20 protein-coding genes are annotated in these 18,728 nt (G+C 69.2%); 17 read left to right on the forward strand and 3 right to left on the reverse strand.

All coding sequences use genetic code 11. The features are described 5' to 3' along the window. Nucleotides 1–127: 127 nt before the first annotated feature. The 7 genes from H5411_RS22865 (at nucleotide 128) to H5411_RS22895 (ending at nucleotide 6,064) form a co-directional block, all read left to right on the forward strand. Complete coding sequence (locus H5411_RS22865) at nucleotides 128–949, forward strand: ESX secretion-associated protein EspG (protein ID WP_183124965.1); 822 nt, start codon at nucleotides 128–130, stop codon at nucleotides 947–949. 36 nt (nucleotides 950–985) lie between these two features. After that, complete coding sequence (locus H5411_RS22870) at nucleotides 986–1,768, forward strand: transglycosylase SLT domain-containing protein (protein WP_183124966.1); 783 nt, start codon at nucleotides 986–988, stop codon at nucleotides 1,766–1,768. A 10-nt stretch (nucleotides 1,769–1,778) separates the two neighbouring features. Next, nucleotides 1,779–2,885, forward strand: coding sequence for a CHAP domain-containing protein (locus H5411_RS22875; RefSeq protein WP_312878551.1), 1,107 nt, complete (start codon nucleotides 1,779–1,781; stop codon nucleotides 2,883–2,885). Beyond that, nucleotides 2,882–3,199 (forward strand): YbaB/EbfC family nucleoid-associated protein, encoded by a 318-nt coding sequence (locus tag H5411_RS22880; protein ID WP_101438665.1) that lies wholly within the window; start codon nucleotides 2,882–2,884, stop codon nucleotides 3,197–3,199. The genes H5411_RS22875 and H5411_RS22880 overlap by 4 nt, the downstream gene beginning before the upstream one ends. Then, a complete protein-coding gene (locus tag H5411_RS22885) occupies nucleotides 3,199–3,900 on the forward strand; it encodes a hypothetical protein (RefSeq protein WP_220817332.1) in 702 nt (233 codons plus the stop codon). Before H5411_RS22880 ends, H5411_RS22885 begins: the two co-directional genes overlap by 1 nt. A 73-nt stretch (nucleotides 3,901–3,973) precedes the next feature. Beyond that, nucleotides 3,974–4,165 (forward strand): hypothetical protein, encoded by a 192-nt coding sequence (locus H5411_RS22890; RefSeq protein WP_101438666.1) that lies wholly within the window; start codon nucleotides 3,974–3,976, stop codon nucleotides 4,163–4,165. Nucleotides 4,166–4,276: 111 nt separating this feature from the next. Next, on the forward strand, nucleotides 4,277–6,064 hold the full coding sequence (locus H5411_RS22895; protein WP_101438667.1) for a glycoside hydrolase family 76 protein: 1,788 nt from the start codon (nucleotides 4,277–4,279) through the stop codon (nucleotides 6,062–6,064). Here H5411_RS22895 and H5411_RS22900 read toward each other — a convergent pair. Beyond that, nucleotides 5,961–8,060, reverse strand: a complete 2,100-nt coding sequence (locus H5411_RS22900; RefSeq protein WP_101438668.1) for an amidohydrolase family protein — start codon at nucleotides 8,058–8,060, stop codon at nucleotides 5,961–5,963. The two genes, H5411_RS22895 and H5411_RS22900, sit on opposite strands and share 104 nt — an antisense overlap. Before the next feature lie 351 nt (nucleotides 8,061–8,411). On the opposite strand from H5411_RS22900, the gene H5411_RS22905 reads away from it, so the two are divergent. The 7 genes from H5411_RS22905 (at nucleotide 8,412) to H5411_RS22935 (ending at nucleotide 14,339) form a co-directional block, all read left to right on the forward strand. Next, nucleotides 8,412–9,071, forward strand: coding sequence for a GntR family transcriptional regulator (locus H5411_RS22905; protein WP_101438669.1), 660 nt, complete (start codon nucleotides 8,412–8,414; stop codon nucleotides 9,069–9,071). Next, nucleotides 9,068–9,880: a carbon-nitrogen family hydrolase gene (locus H5411_RS22910; protein WP_101438670.1), complete on the forward strand. Its 813-nt coding sequence runs from the start codon at nucleotides 9,068–9,070 to the stop codon at nucleotides 9,878–9,880. Before H5411_RS22905 ends, H5411_RS22910 begins: the two co-directional genes overlap by 4 nt. Then, nucleotides 9,877–10,536 (forward strand): DUF2848 family protein, encoded by a 660-nt coding sequence (locus H5411_RS22915; protein ID WP_167442041.1) that lies wholly within the window; start codon nucleotides 9,877–9,879, stop codon nucleotides 10,534–10,536. Before H5411_RS22910 ends, H5411_RS22915 begins: the two co-directional genes overlap by 4 nt. Beyond that, complete coding sequence (locus H5411_RS22920) at nucleotides 10,536–11,996, forward strand: 4-hydroxyphenylacetate 3-hydroxylase family protein (protein ID WP_101438672.1); 1,461 nt, start codon at nucleotides 10,536–10,538, stop codon at nucleotides 11,994–11,996. Before H5411_RS22915 ends, H5411_RS22920 begins: the two co-directional genes overlap by 1 nt. Further along, nucleotides 11,993–12,337 (forward strand): cupin domain-containing protein, encoded by a 345-nt coding sequence (locus H5411_RS22925; RefSeq protein WP_037814846.1) that lies wholly within the window; start codon nucleotides 11,993–11,995, stop codon nucleotides 12,335–12,337. The genes H5411_RS22920 and H5411_RS22925 overlap by 4 nt, the downstream gene beginning before the upstream one ends. Nucleotides 12,338–12,358: 21 nt before the next feature. Further along, nucleotides 12,359–12,889, forward strand: coding sequence for a flavin reductase family protein (locus tag H5411_RS22930; protein ID WP_101438673.1), 531 nt, complete (start codon nucleotides 12,359–12,361; stop codon nucleotides 12,887–12,889). Nucleotides 12,890–12,998: 109 nt separating this feature from the next. Beyond that, on the forward strand, nucleotides 12,999–14,339 hold the full coding sequence (locus H5411_RS22935) for an MFS transporter (protein WP_101438674.1): 1,341 nt from the start codon (nucleotides 12,999–13,001) through the stop codon (nucleotides 14,337–14,339). Nucleotides 14,340–14,463: 124 nt separating this feature from the next. On the opposite strand, the gene H5411_RS22940 is transcribed toward H5411_RS22935, so the two are convergent. Next, entirely contained in the window at nucleotides 14,464–15,327 is an 864-nt protein-coding gene (locus tag H5411_RS22940) for an MBL fold metallo-hydrolase (protein ID WP_101438675.1), read from the reverse strand. A gap of 91 nt (nucleotides 15,328–15,418) precedes the next feature. Here H5411_RS22940 and H5411_RS22945 point away from each other — a divergent pair, with 91 nt between their 5' ends. From H5411_RS22945 to H5411_RS22955, 3 genes are read left to right on the forward strand one after another with little or no spacing between them, the layout of a single operon-like run. Then, the gene (locus H5411_RS22945; RefSeq protein ID WP_101438676.1) at nucleotides 15,419–15,622 is read left to right on the forward strand and encodes a hypothetical protein; all 204 of its coding nucleotides are present in this window, start codon (nucleotides 15,419–15,421) and stop codon (nucleotides 15,620–15,622) included. Next, a complete protein-coding gene (locus H5411_RS22950) occupies nucleotides 15,609–16,925 on the forward strand; it encodes an amidase (protein ID WP_101438677.1) in 1,317 nt (438 codons plus the stop codon). Before H5411_RS22945 ends, H5411_RS22950 begins: the two co-directional genes overlap by 14 nt. Next, nucleotides 16,922–17,476, forward strand: a complete 555-nt coding sequence (locus H5411_RS22955; RefSeq protein ID WP_101438678.1) for a TetR/AcrR family transcriptional regulator — start codon at nucleotides 16,922–16,924, stop codon at nucleotides 17,474–17,476. The genes H5411_RS22950 and H5411_RS22955 overlap by 4 nt, the downstream gene beginning before the upstream one ends. Here H5411_RS22955 and H5411_RS22960 read toward each other — a convergent pair. Further along, on the reverse strand, nucleotides 17,473–18,666 hold the full coding sequence (locus H5411_RS22960) for a GNAT family N-acetyltransferase (RefSeq protein ID WP_101438679.1): 1,194 nt from the start codon (nucleotides 18,664–18,666) through the stop codon (nucleotides 17,473–17,475). The genes H5411_RS22955 and H5411_RS22960 overlap by 4 nt on opposite strands. Between the last annotated feature and the right edge of the window lie 62 nt (nucleotides 18,667–18,728).

Raw genomic sequence — 18,728 nt, forward strand, 5'->3', positions numbered from 1 at the left:
GCCGATGGCGGGCCAGCGCGGCGAGGGCTCCGAAGACCACCAGAACCGCTACACCAAGGGCAGCGCCTTCGACTTCCTCGAGGACCTGCCGGACGCGTACCCGCCCGTGCTGGGCGAGTGAGGCGGGATGGCCAGACATCTGCCCGAGGTCGACGGGATCGCGCTCTCGCATCTGGAATTCGACCTGCTGTGGTCGGACTTCGACCTCGGTCCGACGCCGTATCCGCTTGAAGTGCCGTCGCACGGGCAGACGATGGACGAACGCGACCGGCTCGGCGCGCAGGTCGCGGAGAGTCTCGCGGCGGCCGGGCTGCTCGACGACGAGGACGAACCGCATCCGCGGCTCGGCCAGGTGTTCGCGGTGCTGGCCGAACCGGCGTTTTCGGTCGACCTGCTGGTGTTCCGCGATCCGCCGCTGCGCGCGCTCGCCGCGGCCGGGCGCAAACTCGGCGTGCTGGCGGTTCTCGACGCGGCTGAACTCGCGCTGCGGCCGTGCCTGCCGGACGACGTCCCGCAGCTCGCGGCGAGTGTCATCGGCCCCGCCGAACCCGGGCCCGGCAACGCGGTGCGGTTGCCGCGCGAGGCCTTTTCCGAAGCTATGCAAGCGTTTGCGGACCACGGGCACGGTGCGTTCGAGCGAGTGCTCGGCCGGGCCGGTCTCACCGGTCGCGATCTGCGCGCGATTTCGACGCTCGTCGCCACGCCGCGCGTCGCGTACGGCCAGTTCGCGGTCAACGGTCCGGGCGGCCGTTCGCCGGTGGTCGCTTGGTACGACACGGAGGCGGGCCGGTACGGCGCGGTCGTGCGCGAGTCCGCGGGCACGAAATGGGTCACCCTCGCGCCCGCGGACCACGCGTGGCTCGCCGACCGGATACAGGAACTCGGACGCGGGGTGTCGTCCGTTCGGGGGACTAGGGAACCGGCAGACGAAGGGTTCCGTCTCACTTAAGGCAGCGGCGAAGCGCCCTGCTGAAGGGGGCAGGAGATGAGCAAGTTGTCGGCCGAGGAAATCGCCCGGCACGCGTACCGGGCGGGGTTCCGCGGGCACGCGCTGACCACCGCGGTCGCGGTGGCGCTGGCGGAATCGGGCGGGAACCCCCGTGCGCACAACGGGACCCCGCCGGACAACTCGTACGGGCTGTGGCAGGTCAACATGCTCGGCTCGCTCGGGCCCGCCCGCCGCCACGAGTTCCATCTGCACTCCAACGACCAACTGTTCAACGCGGACGAGAACGCCAAGGCGGCCTGGGCCATTTCGGGGCACGGCACCAGCTTCCAGCCGTGGTCCACCTACACCAACGGCGCGTACAAAAGCCATCTCGCCGCCGCGCGCAAGGCCGCCGAGGATGTCACCCGCCACCACGGCAAGGACGGCCATCATCCCCACAAAGCCGACCACCGCACGCACAAACCGCACCACGGCAAGGGCGGCAAGGGCGGCGGGTTCAAGGCCGATCTCGAACAGTTCCTCGCCTACGAGCGCACCACCGAGCACGTCGCGGACGAACTGGTTTCGGTCGGCAGGAAGACGGTGCACCGGGTCACCGGGATCGCCAAGGACAGCTTCGGGAAGGTCGGCCAGGAAACCGGATTCTCCGACGCGCTGGGGGATTTCAGCCGTTCGCTGGAATCGCAGGTGCGCGCCACCGGGGCGCACGCGCGCACGCTGAGCGCTTCGGTGTTCCGGGCCCGGCAGGCGTACGCGGGCGCCGATGCCGACGCCGGCGCGGCGATCCGCGAACACGACATCAAGGGCATTCTGGGCTGAGGGGGAATCCGTGCTGGACACCGCAGGGGTCGCGACGCTGTTCGCGGACGAGATGAAAACGCACCACGGCAAGCTCCAGGGCAAGGCCGCGGAGTCGCAGGCCGCGCAGCACGCGCTGCAGCAGGCCGCGCACGAGATCACCGAACAGTACGAGGCGCAGCGCAAGGCCGCGCACGCGCTGCTGAACACGTGGCACAGCAAGGCGAATCCGGCGTTCGAACACGACACTGACAAGTTCGGCCGCGATCTCAAGGTCACCGCGCAGGCGAGCACGCACGGAGCGAAGGTGGTCGGCGAGGTCACCGACGCGCTCGCCGGGCGGCACCAGGCGACCGGCAAGCTGATCGACGAGTTCGCCGCGAAGGCGCGGAAGATCATCGATGCCGGATACGTCCTGGCGCGCAACGGAAGCCCGGCCGCGCTGCTGATGGCGATCGCCGACGTGGCCGACCTGGCCGGCAAGTACCTGAAGGAATCCGGCGGGCACTTGAAGAACGCCCGCACGGAGATGGAAGAGGCAGCCCGGAAGCTGCGCGCGCTGCAGAAGGACCTGAACCACGACGGCGTCGCCGACCCGGGCGGAACGCACCGCGGCAAGCCGGGGAAGCATCGCGAGCACGAGCAGCATAAAAAGCACGAAGCGCACCAAAAGCACCAGCAGCACCACGGGTCCACGCACGCGAGCCACAGCAGGAAGGTCGACGAGATCCTCGACCACGCGCAGCACAACCTCGGCTACCACGAGGGCCCGAACAACCGGAACAAATGGGGCCCGACCGGACAGCCGTGGTGCGCGTACTTCGCGACGTCGATGTGGCGCTCCGCAGGGGTGGACATCCCGAAGTACGGCTTCACCGGCGACGTCTACAAGTGGGGCCAGCGCCACCACCTCGCCTACGACCGCGCCGCGCTCGCGCACAACGCCCGCCCGGGTGACACGATCCTGTTCGGCGACGGTCCGTCGTGGGGCGAGAGCCACCACATCGGGATCATCGAAAAAGTCGAGGGCAACAAGATCACCACGATCGAGGGCAACGCGAACGACCAGGTCGAGCGCCTCACGTACACGCTGCCGCGCGACCTGCACAAGTTCTACGGCGGGGTGCACCCGCAGTGAGCATCACCGGCACGGCGCGACACGCCGGGGTGACAGTCGAGGTCGCGCCCGGCGGAGCCCTGCGCACCCTGGAACTGACCGCAGACGCCCTCCGCGGCGGCGGTCCCCGGCTGGCGGACACGATCCTGCGCGCGGTACGCGAGGCTGCCGCTGAGGCGAACGAACGCGCCCGCCGAGCCCTGGAAGCAGAACTAGGAGATCTCGGCGGCTCCGGCGGTCTCAGCGGTGCCGAACTGAGCCGTCTCGGCCTCGGCACCGAGGAAGGCCTGGCCGACCGGGCCGAAAACACCACCCCGGACACGTGGAGGGTGTGATGACGGAGGCGAACTGGGGCAACCCGGCCGAGGACCAGCGCGCGGCCGCAGGCGAGAGCGGTTCTGGCGGTGCGGAGGTCGCCGCAGCGGCGCGGCCTGCGCCCGGCGGGCACCCAGCTCAGCCGGTGATCGAGGAGCGAGCCGCCGCGTTCGAGCGAGGGGCAGCCGGGCTTTCGGGCCAGTTCGCGGGCGAAGGTCCCGAGGCTCCGGGCGAGTCCCGTGCACTGGTCGAGGCAGCCGATCCCGCCGGAGACGAGCGAGGCATCGACGAGCTGATCGAGATCGCCGAGGAAATCCCGGATCAGCTGGGCCTGTCCGAAGGCCTCGCCGCCATCCGCGCGACGGCTAGTGGCGAGGGATTGAGCGTCACGGTGAACCTGCACGGCATGCTCGTCCACCTGGACATCGGCGAGTCCGCGCTCGAACTGGGCCCCGCCGCGCTGGCCGCCGAGATCTCGCGGCTCAGCACCGAGGCTGGCTCGCTGGCGTTGCAGCAGGGTCTGCGGGCCGTCCGCGCGGGGTGCGTCCCGGCGGTCGCGGCGGCCGTCGAAGACGAGTTGGCGCTGGACGACGTTCCGGAAGCTCCCCAGCCCGCCCAGGAGGCACCGCGCGAGCCTGAACCGGCGCGGGTCTCGCGGCGTCGGGCTCCGGTCGACGACCAGGACGACGAAGGGTTCGTGCTCACCCCGGTCAAGGACTGAACGACGCGCCCGCATCCCCCGCCCTCGGTGCGTCCCCGAGCGCCTGACCGCGCCCGATGCCATCCTGTGAGGCATGACCCACTACGCACTGACCCAGTCCGTGGCGATCGCGACCGATCTCGAGGCCAAGGGGTTCCTCGGCACAGTCGGGAAAATCGCCGCCGCCACCGTCATCTTCTTCATCGCGATCGGTCTGATCGTCGGGCTCATCATCGGGTACTTCATCGGCCGTTCGGTGGGACGGCGCCAGAGCACCGGCGGCTGATCGGGTTAACCCGGCTGTCCGGAACGGGACAGAACCTCGCGCGGGGCTTCACCGGCACCCGCGCGGGTTCTTATTCTGGGCGGAAATTCACCCGGCCGAGGGGACGAGTCCATGCGGACCGTGCTCGTACTGCTGCTCGTGTTCGCCTCGTTGACTGTCCCGCGCGCGGCCGCGGACACCGCCGCTTTCTGCGCGCTCTCGTGCGACACCCTCGATCCGTCGCGGGCAGCGCAGGAGAGTTTCCCCTTGCCGGACAAGGACATCAACGGCCGGGTGCTGCGGCTGCACGTGTCCGATCCGGACGGAATGGCCTGGGCCAGCATCGACAACGGCCGCACCGGCGACGCGGTGTGGCTCGACCGGTCCTGGGACGGCGGCCGCACCTGGGACGGCCTCCTGGGCAAAGCGAGCATTCCGGACACCTGGACCGGCACCCGCACGCTCATGTACAACCTCACCGACCCGGTCGGCCACCGCCGCGGCCTGCTCCGGGCCTGCGGAGACGCACAAGCGGTCGCGTGCACGGCCTGGATCTACCCGACCGTGTGCGCCGCAGCGTGCGACGGTTCCCCACCCGGTGTCGGCGACCACCAGCCGGTGCCGGGCGCGACGATCTTCGGTCGAGCCGTCCGGCTCCACTTCGACGACCGCGGAATGGCCTGGGCCAGCATCGATTCCGGCGGCCCCGGCGATGAAACCTGGCTCGACCGGTCGTGGGACGCAGGCGCCACCTGGCCCGACGGCTCGTCCCTCGGCCGCACGAGTGTCCCCGCCGGGGCGACCGCGACACAGACCGCAACGTTCGCCGCCCGAGATCCACGCGGACGGATGAACGGGGGCGCCGTTCGGGCGTGCGGCCGGCAAGCCTCTCACCAAGAGGGCACCTGCACCGAGTGGGCACGCCCCGTCCCGTCTCGAGTCGCCGCCGGCGTCGACGCTTTGCTGTGGTCACAGGACATTTACCGAGCCTGGTGGCCGTCGAGCTGGTGGAATTCGGCAATTGCGGTGACCGCCTTGGCGGATTCCGGAGTGCCCGACCTGGACCCGGTACTGGCAAGGGTTTTCGACGTGAACCGGGCGGCGTTCCCCGCCGGAGCACGCAGCTCCGACCCGATCGACGGCGACTTCATCAGCCGATCGATCGACGACACCGCATGGTGGGGCCTGGCCTGGCTCGCGGCCTACGACCGTACGCACGACACCCGGTATCTCGCCGAAGCCACGAAAATCGCCGATTACGTGCACGGTTTCTGGGACCCCAGCACCTGCGGCGGGGGAGTGTGGTGGGATCGCGAACGGACGTACAAAAATGCCGTCACCAGCGGTCTCTACCTTCGCCTCGCGGCCGCCCTGCACCGCCGCCTAGACGGCGACACCGAATGGCTCGCGCGCGCCCGCACGGCCGGTGACTGGTACCTGCGAAGCGGCCTGATCAACTCGGCCGGCCTGGTCAACGACGGCCTGACTTCCGGCTGCGCGAACAACGGCCAGACGGTTTGGACCTACAACCAGGGCCTGGCCATCGGCGGCTTCACCGAACTCTGGCGAGCGACCGGTGATCAGTCCTATGTGGATGCCGCCCGCCGACTGGCAGATGCGGCAATGATCGGTCTCACCTCGGACAGAGTGCTGGTAGAATCGTGTGATACCGGCTCCTGTGATGATAATCAGAAGCAATTCAAGGGCATCTTCCTGCGCTATTTCGGCGATCTAGCGTCAGCGATCGGCGACCAGAAGTACCGGGATTTCGTGCGGCAGCAAGCGGATTCGATCTGGTCGCGGGACCGTGACTCGCTCAACCGGATCGGCGAACGGTGGGATGGCAGCACGCCGAACGCGGTGGATTGGCGGACCCAGGCGTCGGGGCTGGAGGCGTTGATCGCCGCGGCCGCGCAGTAACTGGCGATGGCCGGTCGTCGGGCCGTCGTGTGGCGGCTGGCGGTGGCTGGTTGTTGGGTCGTCGTGTGGAGGCTGGCGGTGGCTGGTTGTTGGGTCGCCGAGTGGAGGCTGGCGGTGGCCAGTTGTCGGGTCGCCGAGTGGAGGCTGGCGGCGGCCGTTGGCCAGTTGTCGGGTCGTCGGCTGGCGGCGGCCGTTGGCCGGTCGTCGGGATGCCGTGTGGTGGCGGGCGTTGGCCGGTCGGTGGGCCGTCGTGTGATGGCTGGTCGTCGGGATGCTGTGTGGTGGCTGGGATGCTGCGCGGTCGTCGGGATGCTGTGTGGTGGCTGGGATGCTGCGCGGTCGTCGGGATGTGACCTGTCGGCCGAGAGGCTGTGTGGTCGCCGGGTTTCCGCACTGTGGCCGGGGCCGTCGCGTGGTCGTCGAGATGTCGCATGGTTGTCGGGATGCTTTGTGGCGGCTGGGATCCTGCGGGTGGTTGGCACGCTGTCATCGCGGCGAGGTCGCGTGGTGGCACGAATGTTGCGCGCTGACTGGAGATCCTGCGCGGCGGCGGCGACGCCGGGTGGCCATCGGTAGGTTGCGGAGTGGCCGGGATGCTGCGTGGCGCATCGAATGTTGTGTAGTGACGGGACCGTTCTGCGGCGATCGGGATGCGGCGCGGTCGGCGGGATGCCGCATGGCGGTCGGGACGTTGGGGTCGTCGGAAGGTCCCGTGGTGAGCGGCATATCGCGTGGACGCAGCGTGGCACCGCGCATGACCTGCCGCCACCGGATCCGGCGTGCGCGACCGCGTGGCCTGGCCCAGCCGACGAGGCGCGTCAGGAGCCGTTGCGCCAGACGCGGCGGATTGAGAGGGTGTCGCCGATGGTGGCCGTGGGTCGCCGGCGACCAGTACGAGGTCTGCGCGGAGACCGGGCTTGATGCGGCCTCGGTCGGTCAGTCCGAAGCGCCGCGCTGGGACGGAGGTCGCTGCTCGCAGGGCTTCGGCCGGTGTGAATCCCGCCGTCGTCAGGAGGCGCAGTTCGTCGTGCAGGCTCGCTCCGTGGGCCATCCCGGGCGCGCCGAGGTGTGCCGCGTCCGTGCCCGCGAGGATGCTGACCCCGGCTTCCTTGAGTGCGGCCAACGTTTCCAGTGCGTAGTCGAAGTACGAACGGGGGCTGGTGGCCATCGCGCCGCACAGGTTGTCTCGCCATTCTGGAGCCAGCTTGGGATAAACCCGCCGATCCTCAGCGAGCCGTCGACCGGCGGGCTCGCCGGTGATGGACGCGATCACCGTCAACGTGGGAATGACGAACGTGTCGGCAGCAGCGACCTTTGCGATCAACTCCACGGTGGGCGGCCGATCGAAGAAGAGATGAGTGAGCCCGTCCACTCCCGCGTCGACGACCTGCTCGGCGGTTTCCGCGGTCATCGCGTGCGCCAGCACCATTTTCCCGCGACGGTGACTCTCGCGAACCGTCGCATCGACCAACTCGGGAGCGAGGCGGGGCAGCGTGTCGCTTCCGAACAGCCGTCCGTCCTCCACCAGCACCTTGAGGTAGTCGGCCCCTTCCGCGATCCGGGCCTCGACAAACGCCGCTACCTCGTCCGGACGGGTGGCAGTCGGCCACGGCGGGTCGCCTTCGCCCTTCCTCAGTTGATGCGGATGCCCGCCCGCGGGGGTGAGCCCGATGGACGGAGAACGCACGTCCGCGAGGTCATTCGACGCGGCGACCTGGCTGCGCAACGGAATCATCTGGTGCGGCATCGAAAGCATGTCGAATTCAGTGGTGACCCCGAATGCCAACGCCTGGCGGAGCGACTCCGCGCCGGTGTGGGTGTGCGCGTCGATGAGCCCGGGCAGCAGGGTGGCACCGGACCCGTCGATGAGCTCAACCCCGTCGGGGTGACCGCCTCCGACGCTGGCGATCTTGCCGTCGGCGACTTCGACGTCCACGGTTCCTAGCGAATTCTCGCCGTCGAAGACGCGCGCGCCCGTGATGACGAAGTGGTTCACGGAGCACTCCTGGCAGGTTTCGTGCTGACTCCGGAACGGTAAGCCGAGGTGATCATGGTGCCAAGAAGGCACTTTTCGGCTAGCTGGTGAGGCCGAGGTGACCACGTTGCCCGGACGCGAGAAGTCGCTCGGCAACCGTCACGGGCGCTCCCCGCGCGGCGTCGGCACGGGGAAGGAGTGCCACCCGGTGAGGACCAAGGCTGCTCAGCCGGGAGAGTCGAAGCAGGCGATCCGGTGGCCCCGCAGGTCCGGAGACCCCTCCCCGGAAGGCCGAGCCCGCTCGGTCCCACCGGTGCCACCTCGGCAAACGCCTCTTGCCCGCCTGCCATGCGTGATGTATACATCTTGTCCATGAGCAGTGTACGACAGGCTGGGCGGGCCGGATCCGCGCAGGACGTCACCTATCGGTTCCTCAAGCAGCGCATCGCCGAGCTGCCCCGCGACGGCGGGACGTTCCTCACCGAGTCGGAGGTCGCCGAGGCGGCCGGGACGTCGCGTACGCCGGTCCGGGAGGCGCTGTTGCGGCTCGAGGCCGAGGGGTTCCTCGAGATCGTGCCGAAGAAGGGCGCGTTCGTGCCGCCGATCTCCGACGCGGAGGTGCGGGCGGTGATGGAGGCGCGCGAGCTGGTCGAGGACTGGTGCGTCCGCAAGCTCGCCGAGCGCGTCGACGAGGCCTTCCTGGCCGAACTGGACGACGTTCTCGCGAAGCAGCGCGAAGTGGTCGACGAACCGGTGCGGTTCATCGAGTTCGACCGCGCGTTCCACCGGGCGATCGTGCGGCGTGCCGGGAATCCCGTGCTGGCCGAGTTCTACGAATCGTTGCGGGACCGGCAGGTCCGGATGGGGCTGCGCGCGGTCGCGGGCAGCGAGACGCGGGCGGAAACGGTGCTGGCTGAGCACGCGGCGATTGTCGAAGCGTTGCGGGGCGGCGAGCCGGCCGCGGCAGGCGAAGCGCTGGCGAAGCATTTGTCCAGCACGATGACGGCGTTGCGGGTCGGGGAGCGGCTGTGAAGGTCGCGTTGGTGCAGCTGGCCAGCCCGCCGGACGAGACGGCCGCGGACCGCCGGGTGCGGGCCGGGCGGTTGGTGGAGGCGGCGCGCGGAGCCGAGCTGGTCGTGCTGCCCGAGTTGTGGGCGGCGGGGTATTTCTCGTTCGACGCGTATCCGGACGAAGCGGAATCGCTCGACGGGCCGACGGTCGCGGCGGGGCGCGAGTGGGCGCGAAGCCTTGGTGCGTATGTGCATCTCGGCAGTCTGGTCGAGCGCGACGAGGCCGGGCGGTTGTTCAATACCGCGGTGTTGCTCGCGCCGGACGGCACCATCGCGCACACCTATCGCAAGGTGCACGTCTTCGGCTATGCCTCGCGTGAGGCGGAATTGCTCACGCCGGGGGATTCCCTCAGCGTCGCCGAGACCGAACTCGGGCCGATCGGCGCGACGACCTGTTACGACTTGCGATTTCCCGAATTGTGGCGCGGGCTGGTGGACCGAGGCGCGAAGACCGTCGTGGTTCCGGCCGCGTGGCCGGCGGCGCGGCGCGAGCACTGGCGGATGTTCACCTCGTGCCGTGCGGTGGAAGAGCAGGTCGTGGTGATCGCGGTCAACGCGGCCGGCACCCAGCGCGGCGGCGTCGACTTGGCTGGTACCAGCCGGATCGTCGACCCGTGGGGGACCGTGCTGGCCGAGGCGGGCACGGGCGAGGAAGTGCTGCGCTGCGAAATAGACCAATCCATTGTGGACACCGTACGGGCGGAGTTCCCGGTGCTGGCCGACCGGCGGTGGCCGGTGTCCACAGCAGACTTCACGGGAGCGGGAGTATGAGCACGATTGCCCTGCACGTCGCGGGAACCGGGGAGGAACTGGCCTTCACTCCGGCGCGGCTGGTGGTGGCCGGATACACCGGAAGCGACGAGGCCGCGGTCGAGGAGCACATCGCCGAACTGGCGGCGATCGGCGTGCCGCGGCCGGAATCGGTGCCCGCGTTTTACCGCCTGGATCCGGAATTGCTGACGACCGAGCCGGTGGTCGGCGTGAGCGCGCCGGGGACGTCCGGGGAGGTCGAGCCGGTGCTGATCCGGCACCAGGGAAGGTATTTTCTGGGCGTCGGATCCGACCACACCGACCGCGACTTGGAGCGGGACGGCGTGGAACTGTCCAAAGCGGCCTGTCCGAAGCCGCTCGGGGAGGTGGTCGCCGAGCTAGGTCCCGAAGTGTCCATTCCGGACTGGGACCACGTCGTCGCGGACTCCAGTGTGGACGGATGTCCGTACCAGAAGGGGGAACTGTCCGCGCTGCGGCATCCGGCGGATCTGCTCGACCGGCTCGGTCCGGTCGACGGCGATTTCGCCCTGTACTGCGGCACCCTGCCGCTGCTTGGCGGCGAGTTCACCTATGGCGCGTACTGGCGCATCCACCTGGAGCTGCCCGGCGGCCCGACCCTGACCCACGCTTACGAAACGAAACAGAGGAGCGAGTGATGCGCAGCGGAGCCGACTATCTGGCCGCACTGAAAGGCCCCCGGCGGATCTATCTCGACGGCGCGCCGGTCGAGGACGTCGCCCATCACCCGGCGTTCGCGCCGATCGCGAAGACCATCGCGGAACTGTTCGACCTCGCGGCCGACCCGGAGAACGGCATCTCGGTCACCGACCCGGCGACCGGGTCCACCGTGAACCGCCTGTTCACGCCGCCGCGCAGCCGGGAAGACCTGAAGGCGTACCGGGAAGCGGCGACCGTCTGGGCGCGGCACACGCACGGCTGGGTCGGGCGCAGCCCGGACCACGTCGGCGCTTTCGTCGCGGCGTTTTCCGCGCACCCGGAGGCCTTTTCGCAAGGGGAGCGGGACTTTTCCGCCAACATCGCCGCGTACCACAAGCGCGTGCTGGAGGAGAATCTGTACGTCTCGTACGCGATCATTCCGCCGCAGGTGTCACGGGCTACCACCGCGCACGCTTGGGAGGGCGACCTGATCCAGGCGGGGGTCGCGGAGGAGCGCGAGGACGGCATCGTGATCCGCGGCGCGCAAATGCTCGCGACCGGCGGCGCGGTGGCCGACGAGATCTTCGTGTCCTGCATCAAGCCGCTCGGCCCGGAGGACGCTGACTTCGCGCTCGGCTTCGCGGTTCCCGTTGACGCAGAAGGGCTTAAACTCTACTGCCGCCGTCCGTACGCGCCGGCTGCCACGAGTGAATACGACTACCCGCTCACCTCGCGCTACGACGAAACCGACGCGCTGGTGGTCTTCGACGACGTCTTCATTCCGTGGGAGCGGGTGTTCGTCTATCGCGATGTCGCGGGGTTGCGGCGGCAGTTCTTCGACACCGGCGCGCACGTGTTCGGCAACTGGCAGGCGCAGATCCGGTTCATGGTGAAGACGCAGTTCATCGCCGGGCTCGCCCGCAAGGTCGCCGCTGTCAACGGGGTGGACAAATTCCCCGGCGTGGTCGAGAAACTCGGCGAGCTGGCGAGTCTCACGTCCATTGTGGAATCCGCGGTGCTGGCGGCGGAATACACCGCGGAACCGGACGAGAACGGCATGTGGCGGCCCGGCTCCCGCGCGGTGTACGGCGCGATGGGGCTGCAGGCCGAGCTGTACCCGCGGCTGCTGGCGATCCTGCGCGACCTGGTCGGCGGCGGGGTGCTGCAGGTGCCCTCCAGCGTCGCGGACCTGACGAATCCGGAGACCCGTGCCGATATCGACAAATACATTTACAGCCCGTCCGCGCCCGCCGAGGAGCGGGTGAAGCTGTTCAAGCTCGCCTGGGACGTCGTCGGCAGCGAATTCGCCGGACGCCATCACCAGTACGAGATGTTCTACGCCGGCGCGCCCTTCGTGGTGAAGGGCTACGCCTTCCGCAATTACGGTTTCGACGGCGTGCTCGGCGACATCGACGCCTTCCTCTCCAGCTACGACCTCGACGGAGCGATCACCCGATGAACAAACCGGAACACGAATTCTTCCCGGTGACCGACGTCGCCTTCACGGTGTGCCCGGGCGACGACCCGAAGATCACCGAACGGATTCTCGCCAAGGACCCGGAAACCGGGGTGGCGACGCGGATCCTGCGCTACGAACCCGGTGCCGATTCGACGCCGATGGGCGTGCAGAAACACGATTTCTGGGAGGAGGTCTACATTCTCGAGGGCTCGTTCACCGACCTCACGCTCGGCCGGACGTTCACCGCGGGGATGTACGCCTGCCGTCCGCCGGGCATGCCGCACGGCCCGTGGCGGACCGACGAGGGGGTCGTCACATTCGAGGTCCGCTACCCGGCTTGACCCTCCGCAAGGGAGAACCCCATGATCACCACTCCGTCGACTTCCGAGGCCGAGGTCGACCCGATGACGATGCGCCGCACGATGGGGCGTTTCGCCACCGGCGTCGCGGTGGTCACCACCCGGGGGGCGGGGGTGCCGCACGGGATGACCGTCAACTCGCTGACGTCGGTTTCGCTGGATCCGCCGCTGCTGCTGGTGTGCCTGACGATCGGTGCGCGCAGCACCGACGCCGTCGTCGAGGCGGGCCGGTTCGCGGTCAACATCCTGTCCGCGCGGCAGGAACAGCTCGCGCTGCGCTTCGCGCGCCGCGGCGAGGACCACTTCGCCGGACTGGAGGTGACCGAGGGCAGGCACCGCGTGCCGGTGATCCCGGACGCCTTCGCGCACCTCGAATGCGACGTCGAACGGCACCTGGTCGCCGGCGACCACGTGGTCGTGTTCGGGCACGTGCGCAGCGTGTGCGAGCGCGACGGCGAACCGCTGGCGTTCCACGGGGGACGGTTCGCGGACCTCGCCGACCGGGCCAACGAGCCCGTGCACTGGTTCTTCTGAGGCAGTTCCCGAGGGGGGAATACGCCTCGGTGGCTGCGGCAACAGCCACCGAGGCTTCCGGCACCAGCACTTCATCCGCGTCACGGACCCTCCGACTCCAGGAGCCGAAATGCCTGACACCTCTCGCGAACGTAACAGAAAACGCCCGCACACGCGGCTGGGGGTGGTGGCGGCGTCGAGCCTCGCCGGCACCGCCGTCGAATGGTACGACTTCTTTCTGTACGGCACCGCGTCCACTTTGGTCTTCAACAAACTGTATTTCCCGTCGCACGACCCGCTGGTCGGCACGGTTCTCGCGTTCGCCACCTACGCCGTCGGATTCCTCGCCCGGCCGCTGGGCGCGGTCGTGCTCGGCCACCTCGGCGACCGCAAGGGACGGCGGTCGACGCTCATCTCCAGCCTGCTTTTGATGGGTGCTTCGACCTTCTTGATCGCTCTGCTGCCCACTTACGAGGCGGTCGGCGTGCTCGCGCCGTTGCTGCTCGTTGTCTGCCGCCTGGTGCAAGGGTTTGCGCTCGGCGGCGAATGGGGCGGGGCGGTGCTGCTGGTGTCCGAGCACGGCGGCAGCGCGCGTCGGGCGTTCTGGTCTTCGTGGCCGAATGTCGGGCCGCCGCTGGGAAATCTGCTCGCCGCCGGTGTGCTGGCGGTTCTCGGCGCGGCGATGCCGTCGGCACAGTTCCTGTCCTGGGGCTGGCGGCTCGCGTTCGGACTTTCCGCGGTGCTCGTTTTGATCGGGTTGTGGCTGCGGCTTTACGTCGCGGAAACTCCGCTGTTCCACGACGCGCCGAAACCCCAGGGGCTGCCTGCGGGCGTGGTGATTCGCAAGCACTGGCGTAGCGTGTTGCTCGCCGCGGCGACGCGTTTCGGCGAGAACGCCGGGTTCTATCTGTTCTCGCTGTTCGTGATCACTTACGTCACGACTGTGCTCAAAATGGACAGTTCGGTCGGGCTGACAGCGGTGCTGGTCGGGCAGGCGTGCGCGGTCGTGACGATTCCGCTGTTCGCCCTGCTGGCCGACCGGGTCGGACGGCGGCCGATCTACGTGGTCGCTTCGGTGGCGACCGTAGTGTGGGCGTTCGTGTTCTTCGCCTTGGTCGACACGCGGAGCCCCGGCCTGATCATGGTCGCGGTGGCTGGCGGGTTGCTCATCTTCGCCGCGTACAGCTCGGTGATCGGAGCGTTCTTCGCGGAGCTTTTCCCGACTGAGGTGCGGTATTCCGGAGTTTCGCTGGCGTACAACCTGGCGTCGGTGCTGGCGGGTTCGCTCGCTCCGATCATCGCGATCGGGTTGTACGCGAAGTTCGGCACCGGATACGCGATCGGGGCGTACCTGGCGGTGATGGGCCTGATTTCGCTCGTGGCTTCGTTGCTCGCGAAAGAAACGAAGTCGGTCGATCTTGGTTCGGTGGCGGGGAAAACGGTGGAAGAAGTTCGTGCGCCCGTTGACTGACGATCTCGAGGTGTACGGCCGTAGCGGTGTTCGGTTCGGACGCGACTGACAACGCCGAAGCGCACCGAGCCACCTGTGCTGAAGTCCGTGAAGGACTCCTTGCGGGAATATCGCGAGGAGTCCTTCACGGCTTTTCCACCAGCCGGTAGCCGGAACCGTGCGGGACCAGGTGCCCGCCGGTGGGCGGGGTGAAGTGCGTGCCCAGCACGAGAGTTTCCGAGTCGGCCAGTTCGGTGAGGAGGCGGCGGCGGGTCTTCTCGGACGCCGCCGGGTCGATGTCCACCGACGCGCCGATTTCCGGGTGCGCGAACTGCACGGGATGGTGCACCGCGTCCCCGGTGATCAGCGCGGTCTCGCCGGCGCTGCGCAGTTCGACCGAGACGTGGCCCGGGGTGTGGCCGGGCGTCGGCAGCAACCGCACGCCGGACACGATTTCCACGCCGTCCGCGGGGACGTCGACCAGGTCCAGCAGCCCCGCGCGCTCCACCGGCAGCACGGAATCCTCGAACATCTGCCGCCGCGGCGCGTCCATGTCGTAGCCCGCCCAGAACTCCCGTTCGGCGCGGGCAGTGACGTGCCGGGCGGAGGCGAACGTCGGCACCCACTCGCCGTCCTGCTCGCGGGTGTTCCAGCCGACGTGGTCGGCGTGCAGGTGGGTGAGCAGCACCAGGTCCACTTCGTCCGGAGCGAACCCGGCGGCCGCCAGCGCGTCCAGGTACCCGGTGTCGAGGTCGTGCCACGCCGGGTTGGCGCGGGTTTTCCCGTTGCCGATCCCGGTGTCCACGAGGATTTTCCTCCCGTCCTTCTCGAACGCGAAACTGTGGCTGTGCAAGCGGATCGCGCCGCCGTCGGCGAAGTCCGGCCGCAGCCAGTCCTCGCCCGAGACGACCTCGGCGGTCGCGCCGGGCAGCAGCCACGGTCCGGTCTCGGCGGGGAATTCGATCTCGTCGACCCGATGGACAGTGATCTCACCGACGGTCCAGGACATGCCCCGTTCCTCCTTAACGCAACTTGTTTGCTTTAAGCGACGGTAGCGACTACGGTCGCTTAAAGCAAATGGTTAGCTTTTAGGAGTCTCCGTGTCCGACCTGACCCCCGACGAGGCAGCGAGCCTGGCCGCCCGTGCCGGACTGCCGCTGGCTGCGGCGCGGCACACCACCGTGGCCGCCGTCGCCAACCACATCCACTCCGTGGTGAGAGTCCTACGCGACCTGGATTTCGGCGACACGCCACCGGCTTCCACCTATCGTGCGGAGGAGGACGTCCGGCATGTCGCTCGCTGACCTCACCCTCGCCGAAGCCTCCGCCGCGATCCGGGACCGGCGGGTGTCGCCCGTCGAGCTAGTCGAGGCCGTCCTGGCTCGCATCGACGAGGTAGAACCCCGGCTGCACGCGTACGTCGCGGTCGACGCAGATCGGGTCCGGGCCGAAGCGGCCGCGCTCGGGCAGATCCGCGGCCCGCTGCACGGCATCCCGATGGGCTTGAAGGACCTGATCGACGTCGCCGGAACCGCGACCACCGCCAGTTCCCAGGTCCGCGCCGGGCATCGCGCCGAACAAGACAGCACCGTCGCCGCCCAGCTCAAGGCCGCCGGAGCAGTCCTCCTCGGCAAAACCCACACGCACGAGTTCGCCTACGGGCTCACGACTCCGCAGACGCACAACGCCCGCAACCCCTCCCGCGTGGCCGGGGGATCGAGCGGCGGTTCCGCGGTAGCTGTCGCAGCAGGCGCCGCGACATTCGCCCTCGGCACCGACACCGGCGGTTCGATCCGGGTGCCCGCCGCGCTGAACGGAGTCGTCGGCCTCAAGCCGACCTACGGCCTCATCCCGCGCCACGGCGTGACGTCGCTGTCCTGGTCGCTGGACCACGTCGGCCCGATCACCCGCACCGTCGAGGACGCCGCGCTCGTGCTGTCTGTCTTGATTGGACAGTCGTTCCCGATCGGCGACGACCTGACCGGCCTGCGCGTCGGAGTCCCCGGCAACTACTACTTCGACCACATCGACCCGACGGTGGAAGCCGCCGTTCGCGACGCCATCGACCGCCTCGCCGAGCTGGGGGCCGAGCTGGTCGACGTCGAAATCCCGCTGACGCGCTACCTCCAGGCAACGCACTGGGGCCTGATGGTTCCGGAAGCCACGGCGTATCACGAACAAACCCTGCGCACGGTGCCCGGCCAGTACGCCGCCGACGTCCGGGTCCTGCTCGAAGCCGGTGAGCTGATGGGCGCGGGGGACTACCTGCGCGCACAACGCGCCCGCACCCTCATGCGCCAGGAATGGACTCGACTGTTCGAAGAGATCGACGTCCTCGCCGCGCCGACCGTTCCGATGACCGCCGTCCCTGCTGGTCAGGAAACGGTCACCTGGTCCGATGGCACCGTCGAAGCGGTCTCGGACGCGTACGTGCGGCTGTCGGCCCCCGCGAACATCACCGGCGTACCGGCCTTGACGCTCCCGATCGGCGACGACCTCGACGGAATGCCGATCGGCCTGCAGCTCCTCGCCCGGCCGCACGGCGAGCAGGTGCTGCTGCGGACCGGACACGCACTCGAACGGACGCGCCTTAAAGTGGCACGGTGAGCCAGAAGCGGATGGTGCGTCCGGGCGGGCGCAGTGCGCGAGTCCAGGAATCGGTGCACGCCGCCGTCCGCGACCTGATCGCCGAATCGGGCCGGGACGCGCTGACCGTACCCCAGGTCGCGGCGCGGGCGGGCGTCACGCCGTCGACGATCTACCGGCGCTGGGGCGACCTGCAGGAACTCCTGTCGGACGTCGCGGTCGAACGGTTGCGCCCGGAAGCGCCGCCGGAGGACCACGGTTCGCTGGCCGCGGACCTGGCGGCGTGGACCGAGCTGTTCCTGGACGAAATGGCCTCTCCGGCGGGCCGCGCCTACATCCGCGACGCGCTGCTCGGCGATCCGGACGGCAGCAACGCCGGGCAATGCTCGGCGTACGCCGCTGACCAGGTGGAAGTCGTCCTGGCCAGGGCGGTCGCCCGGGGCGAGGCGGCCCCGCCGGCGGAGACGGTGATGGACCGGGTGGTGGCGCCGATCATGTACCGGATCCTGTTCCGTCCGGAGGGGCTCGACGCCGCCTACGCCCGCCGGTTGGCGGCTGAGGTGCTGGCTTAGAACCAGTGCACGCAGTGCGGCGCGCGATCCGACCGGAACAGCGCGTCCGCAAGCCCGGGCGCCTCGCCGTGGTGCGCCTGGATGTGCCCGGCCCGGATCAGCACGCTCGGCAGCGTCCCGCCGAGATAGATCGACCCGAGATCGCTCACGTCCAGCGACAGGTCCGGCGCGAGGTCCGTCCGCACGCACTCCGCCTTCCCGTCGCGCACCGTCAGCCGGTACCGGCCGTGCTCCTCCAGGAACGGGTCCGTCACGTCCAGGACCAGCGAACCGTCCGTGAACCAGCCTCGCGTGGTCAGGGCGCGCGGGATGTCCAGCAACCGCACCCACAGCCAGTCCGTTTCGGCCGGCTCGCCCGCGCGCAGATCCGCCAACTGCCAGCGCAGCGGGTTCCCTGGCGGAAGGTGCTTGAACTCGATCTTCTTGACCAGGTCGTGCCCGAGCAGGTACTGGGTCAGCGAGGTGAAAGCGGCGTCGTCGACCGCGATGACCTCGTCGACCGTCAGGGTGTCGCCGTTGACCAGGTAGCTCGCGTACCCGTCCGCGGTGCCCTCGGCGTCCCGGTGCACGGCGAGGTACCGCGGCTCCGGGCCGGTCGGCGGATGTCCCGCGCCGAGCGCCCACCAGCGGTGCGGTCGCGAAAGCGCGCCGGGCTGGGTGCGGCGGTAGCGGTCGTAGATCTCTTCCAGCAGCTCCGCGCAGTCGACGCGCCGAAGCAGTTCGACGGAGCCGGTCGCGACCGCAGTGCCCCCGCGTGGTGCGGCGAAAGCGGAGCGGTGCCGTTCGACGGTCATCCGCTCCGTGTAAGTCGCTGGTCCGTAGCCGAAGCGCCGGTAGATCACCGCTTCGGAGCAGAGCAGGACGGACAGGAACTCTCCGCGGGCGCGAACGTCGGCGAGGTGCTCCTGCATCATCGCGCGGAGCACTCCCTGCCGCCGGTGCGTCGGCAGCACGCCGACGGCGGTGACGCCCGCGGCGGGGGAGAGCACGTCGCCTGGCAGGGTGAGGTCGAAGGAGTACGCGCCGGTGGTGCCGACCGGTTTCCCGTCCGCCGCGTGGGCGATCAAGCTCCGTTCGCTCTCGAAAGCGCCCAGGATGCCGCTGCCCGCCGAGTCCGTCCAGTAGCGGCCGAACGCGGCCTGGACGGTGCTGAAGAAGAGCTCGTAGTCGTTGTTGTGCCGGATTTCCATGGCAGGAGGCCCCCAGGAGCTGACGGTGTCTCCCCGTATCCCAGTCGTGCTCCCGGGGGCAG

Source organism: Amycolatopsis echigonensis (assembly GCF_014174495.1).
Lineage (GTDB): Bacteria > Actinomycetota > Actinomycetes > Mycobacteriales > Pseudonocardiaceae > Amycolatopsis > Amycolatopsis echigonensis.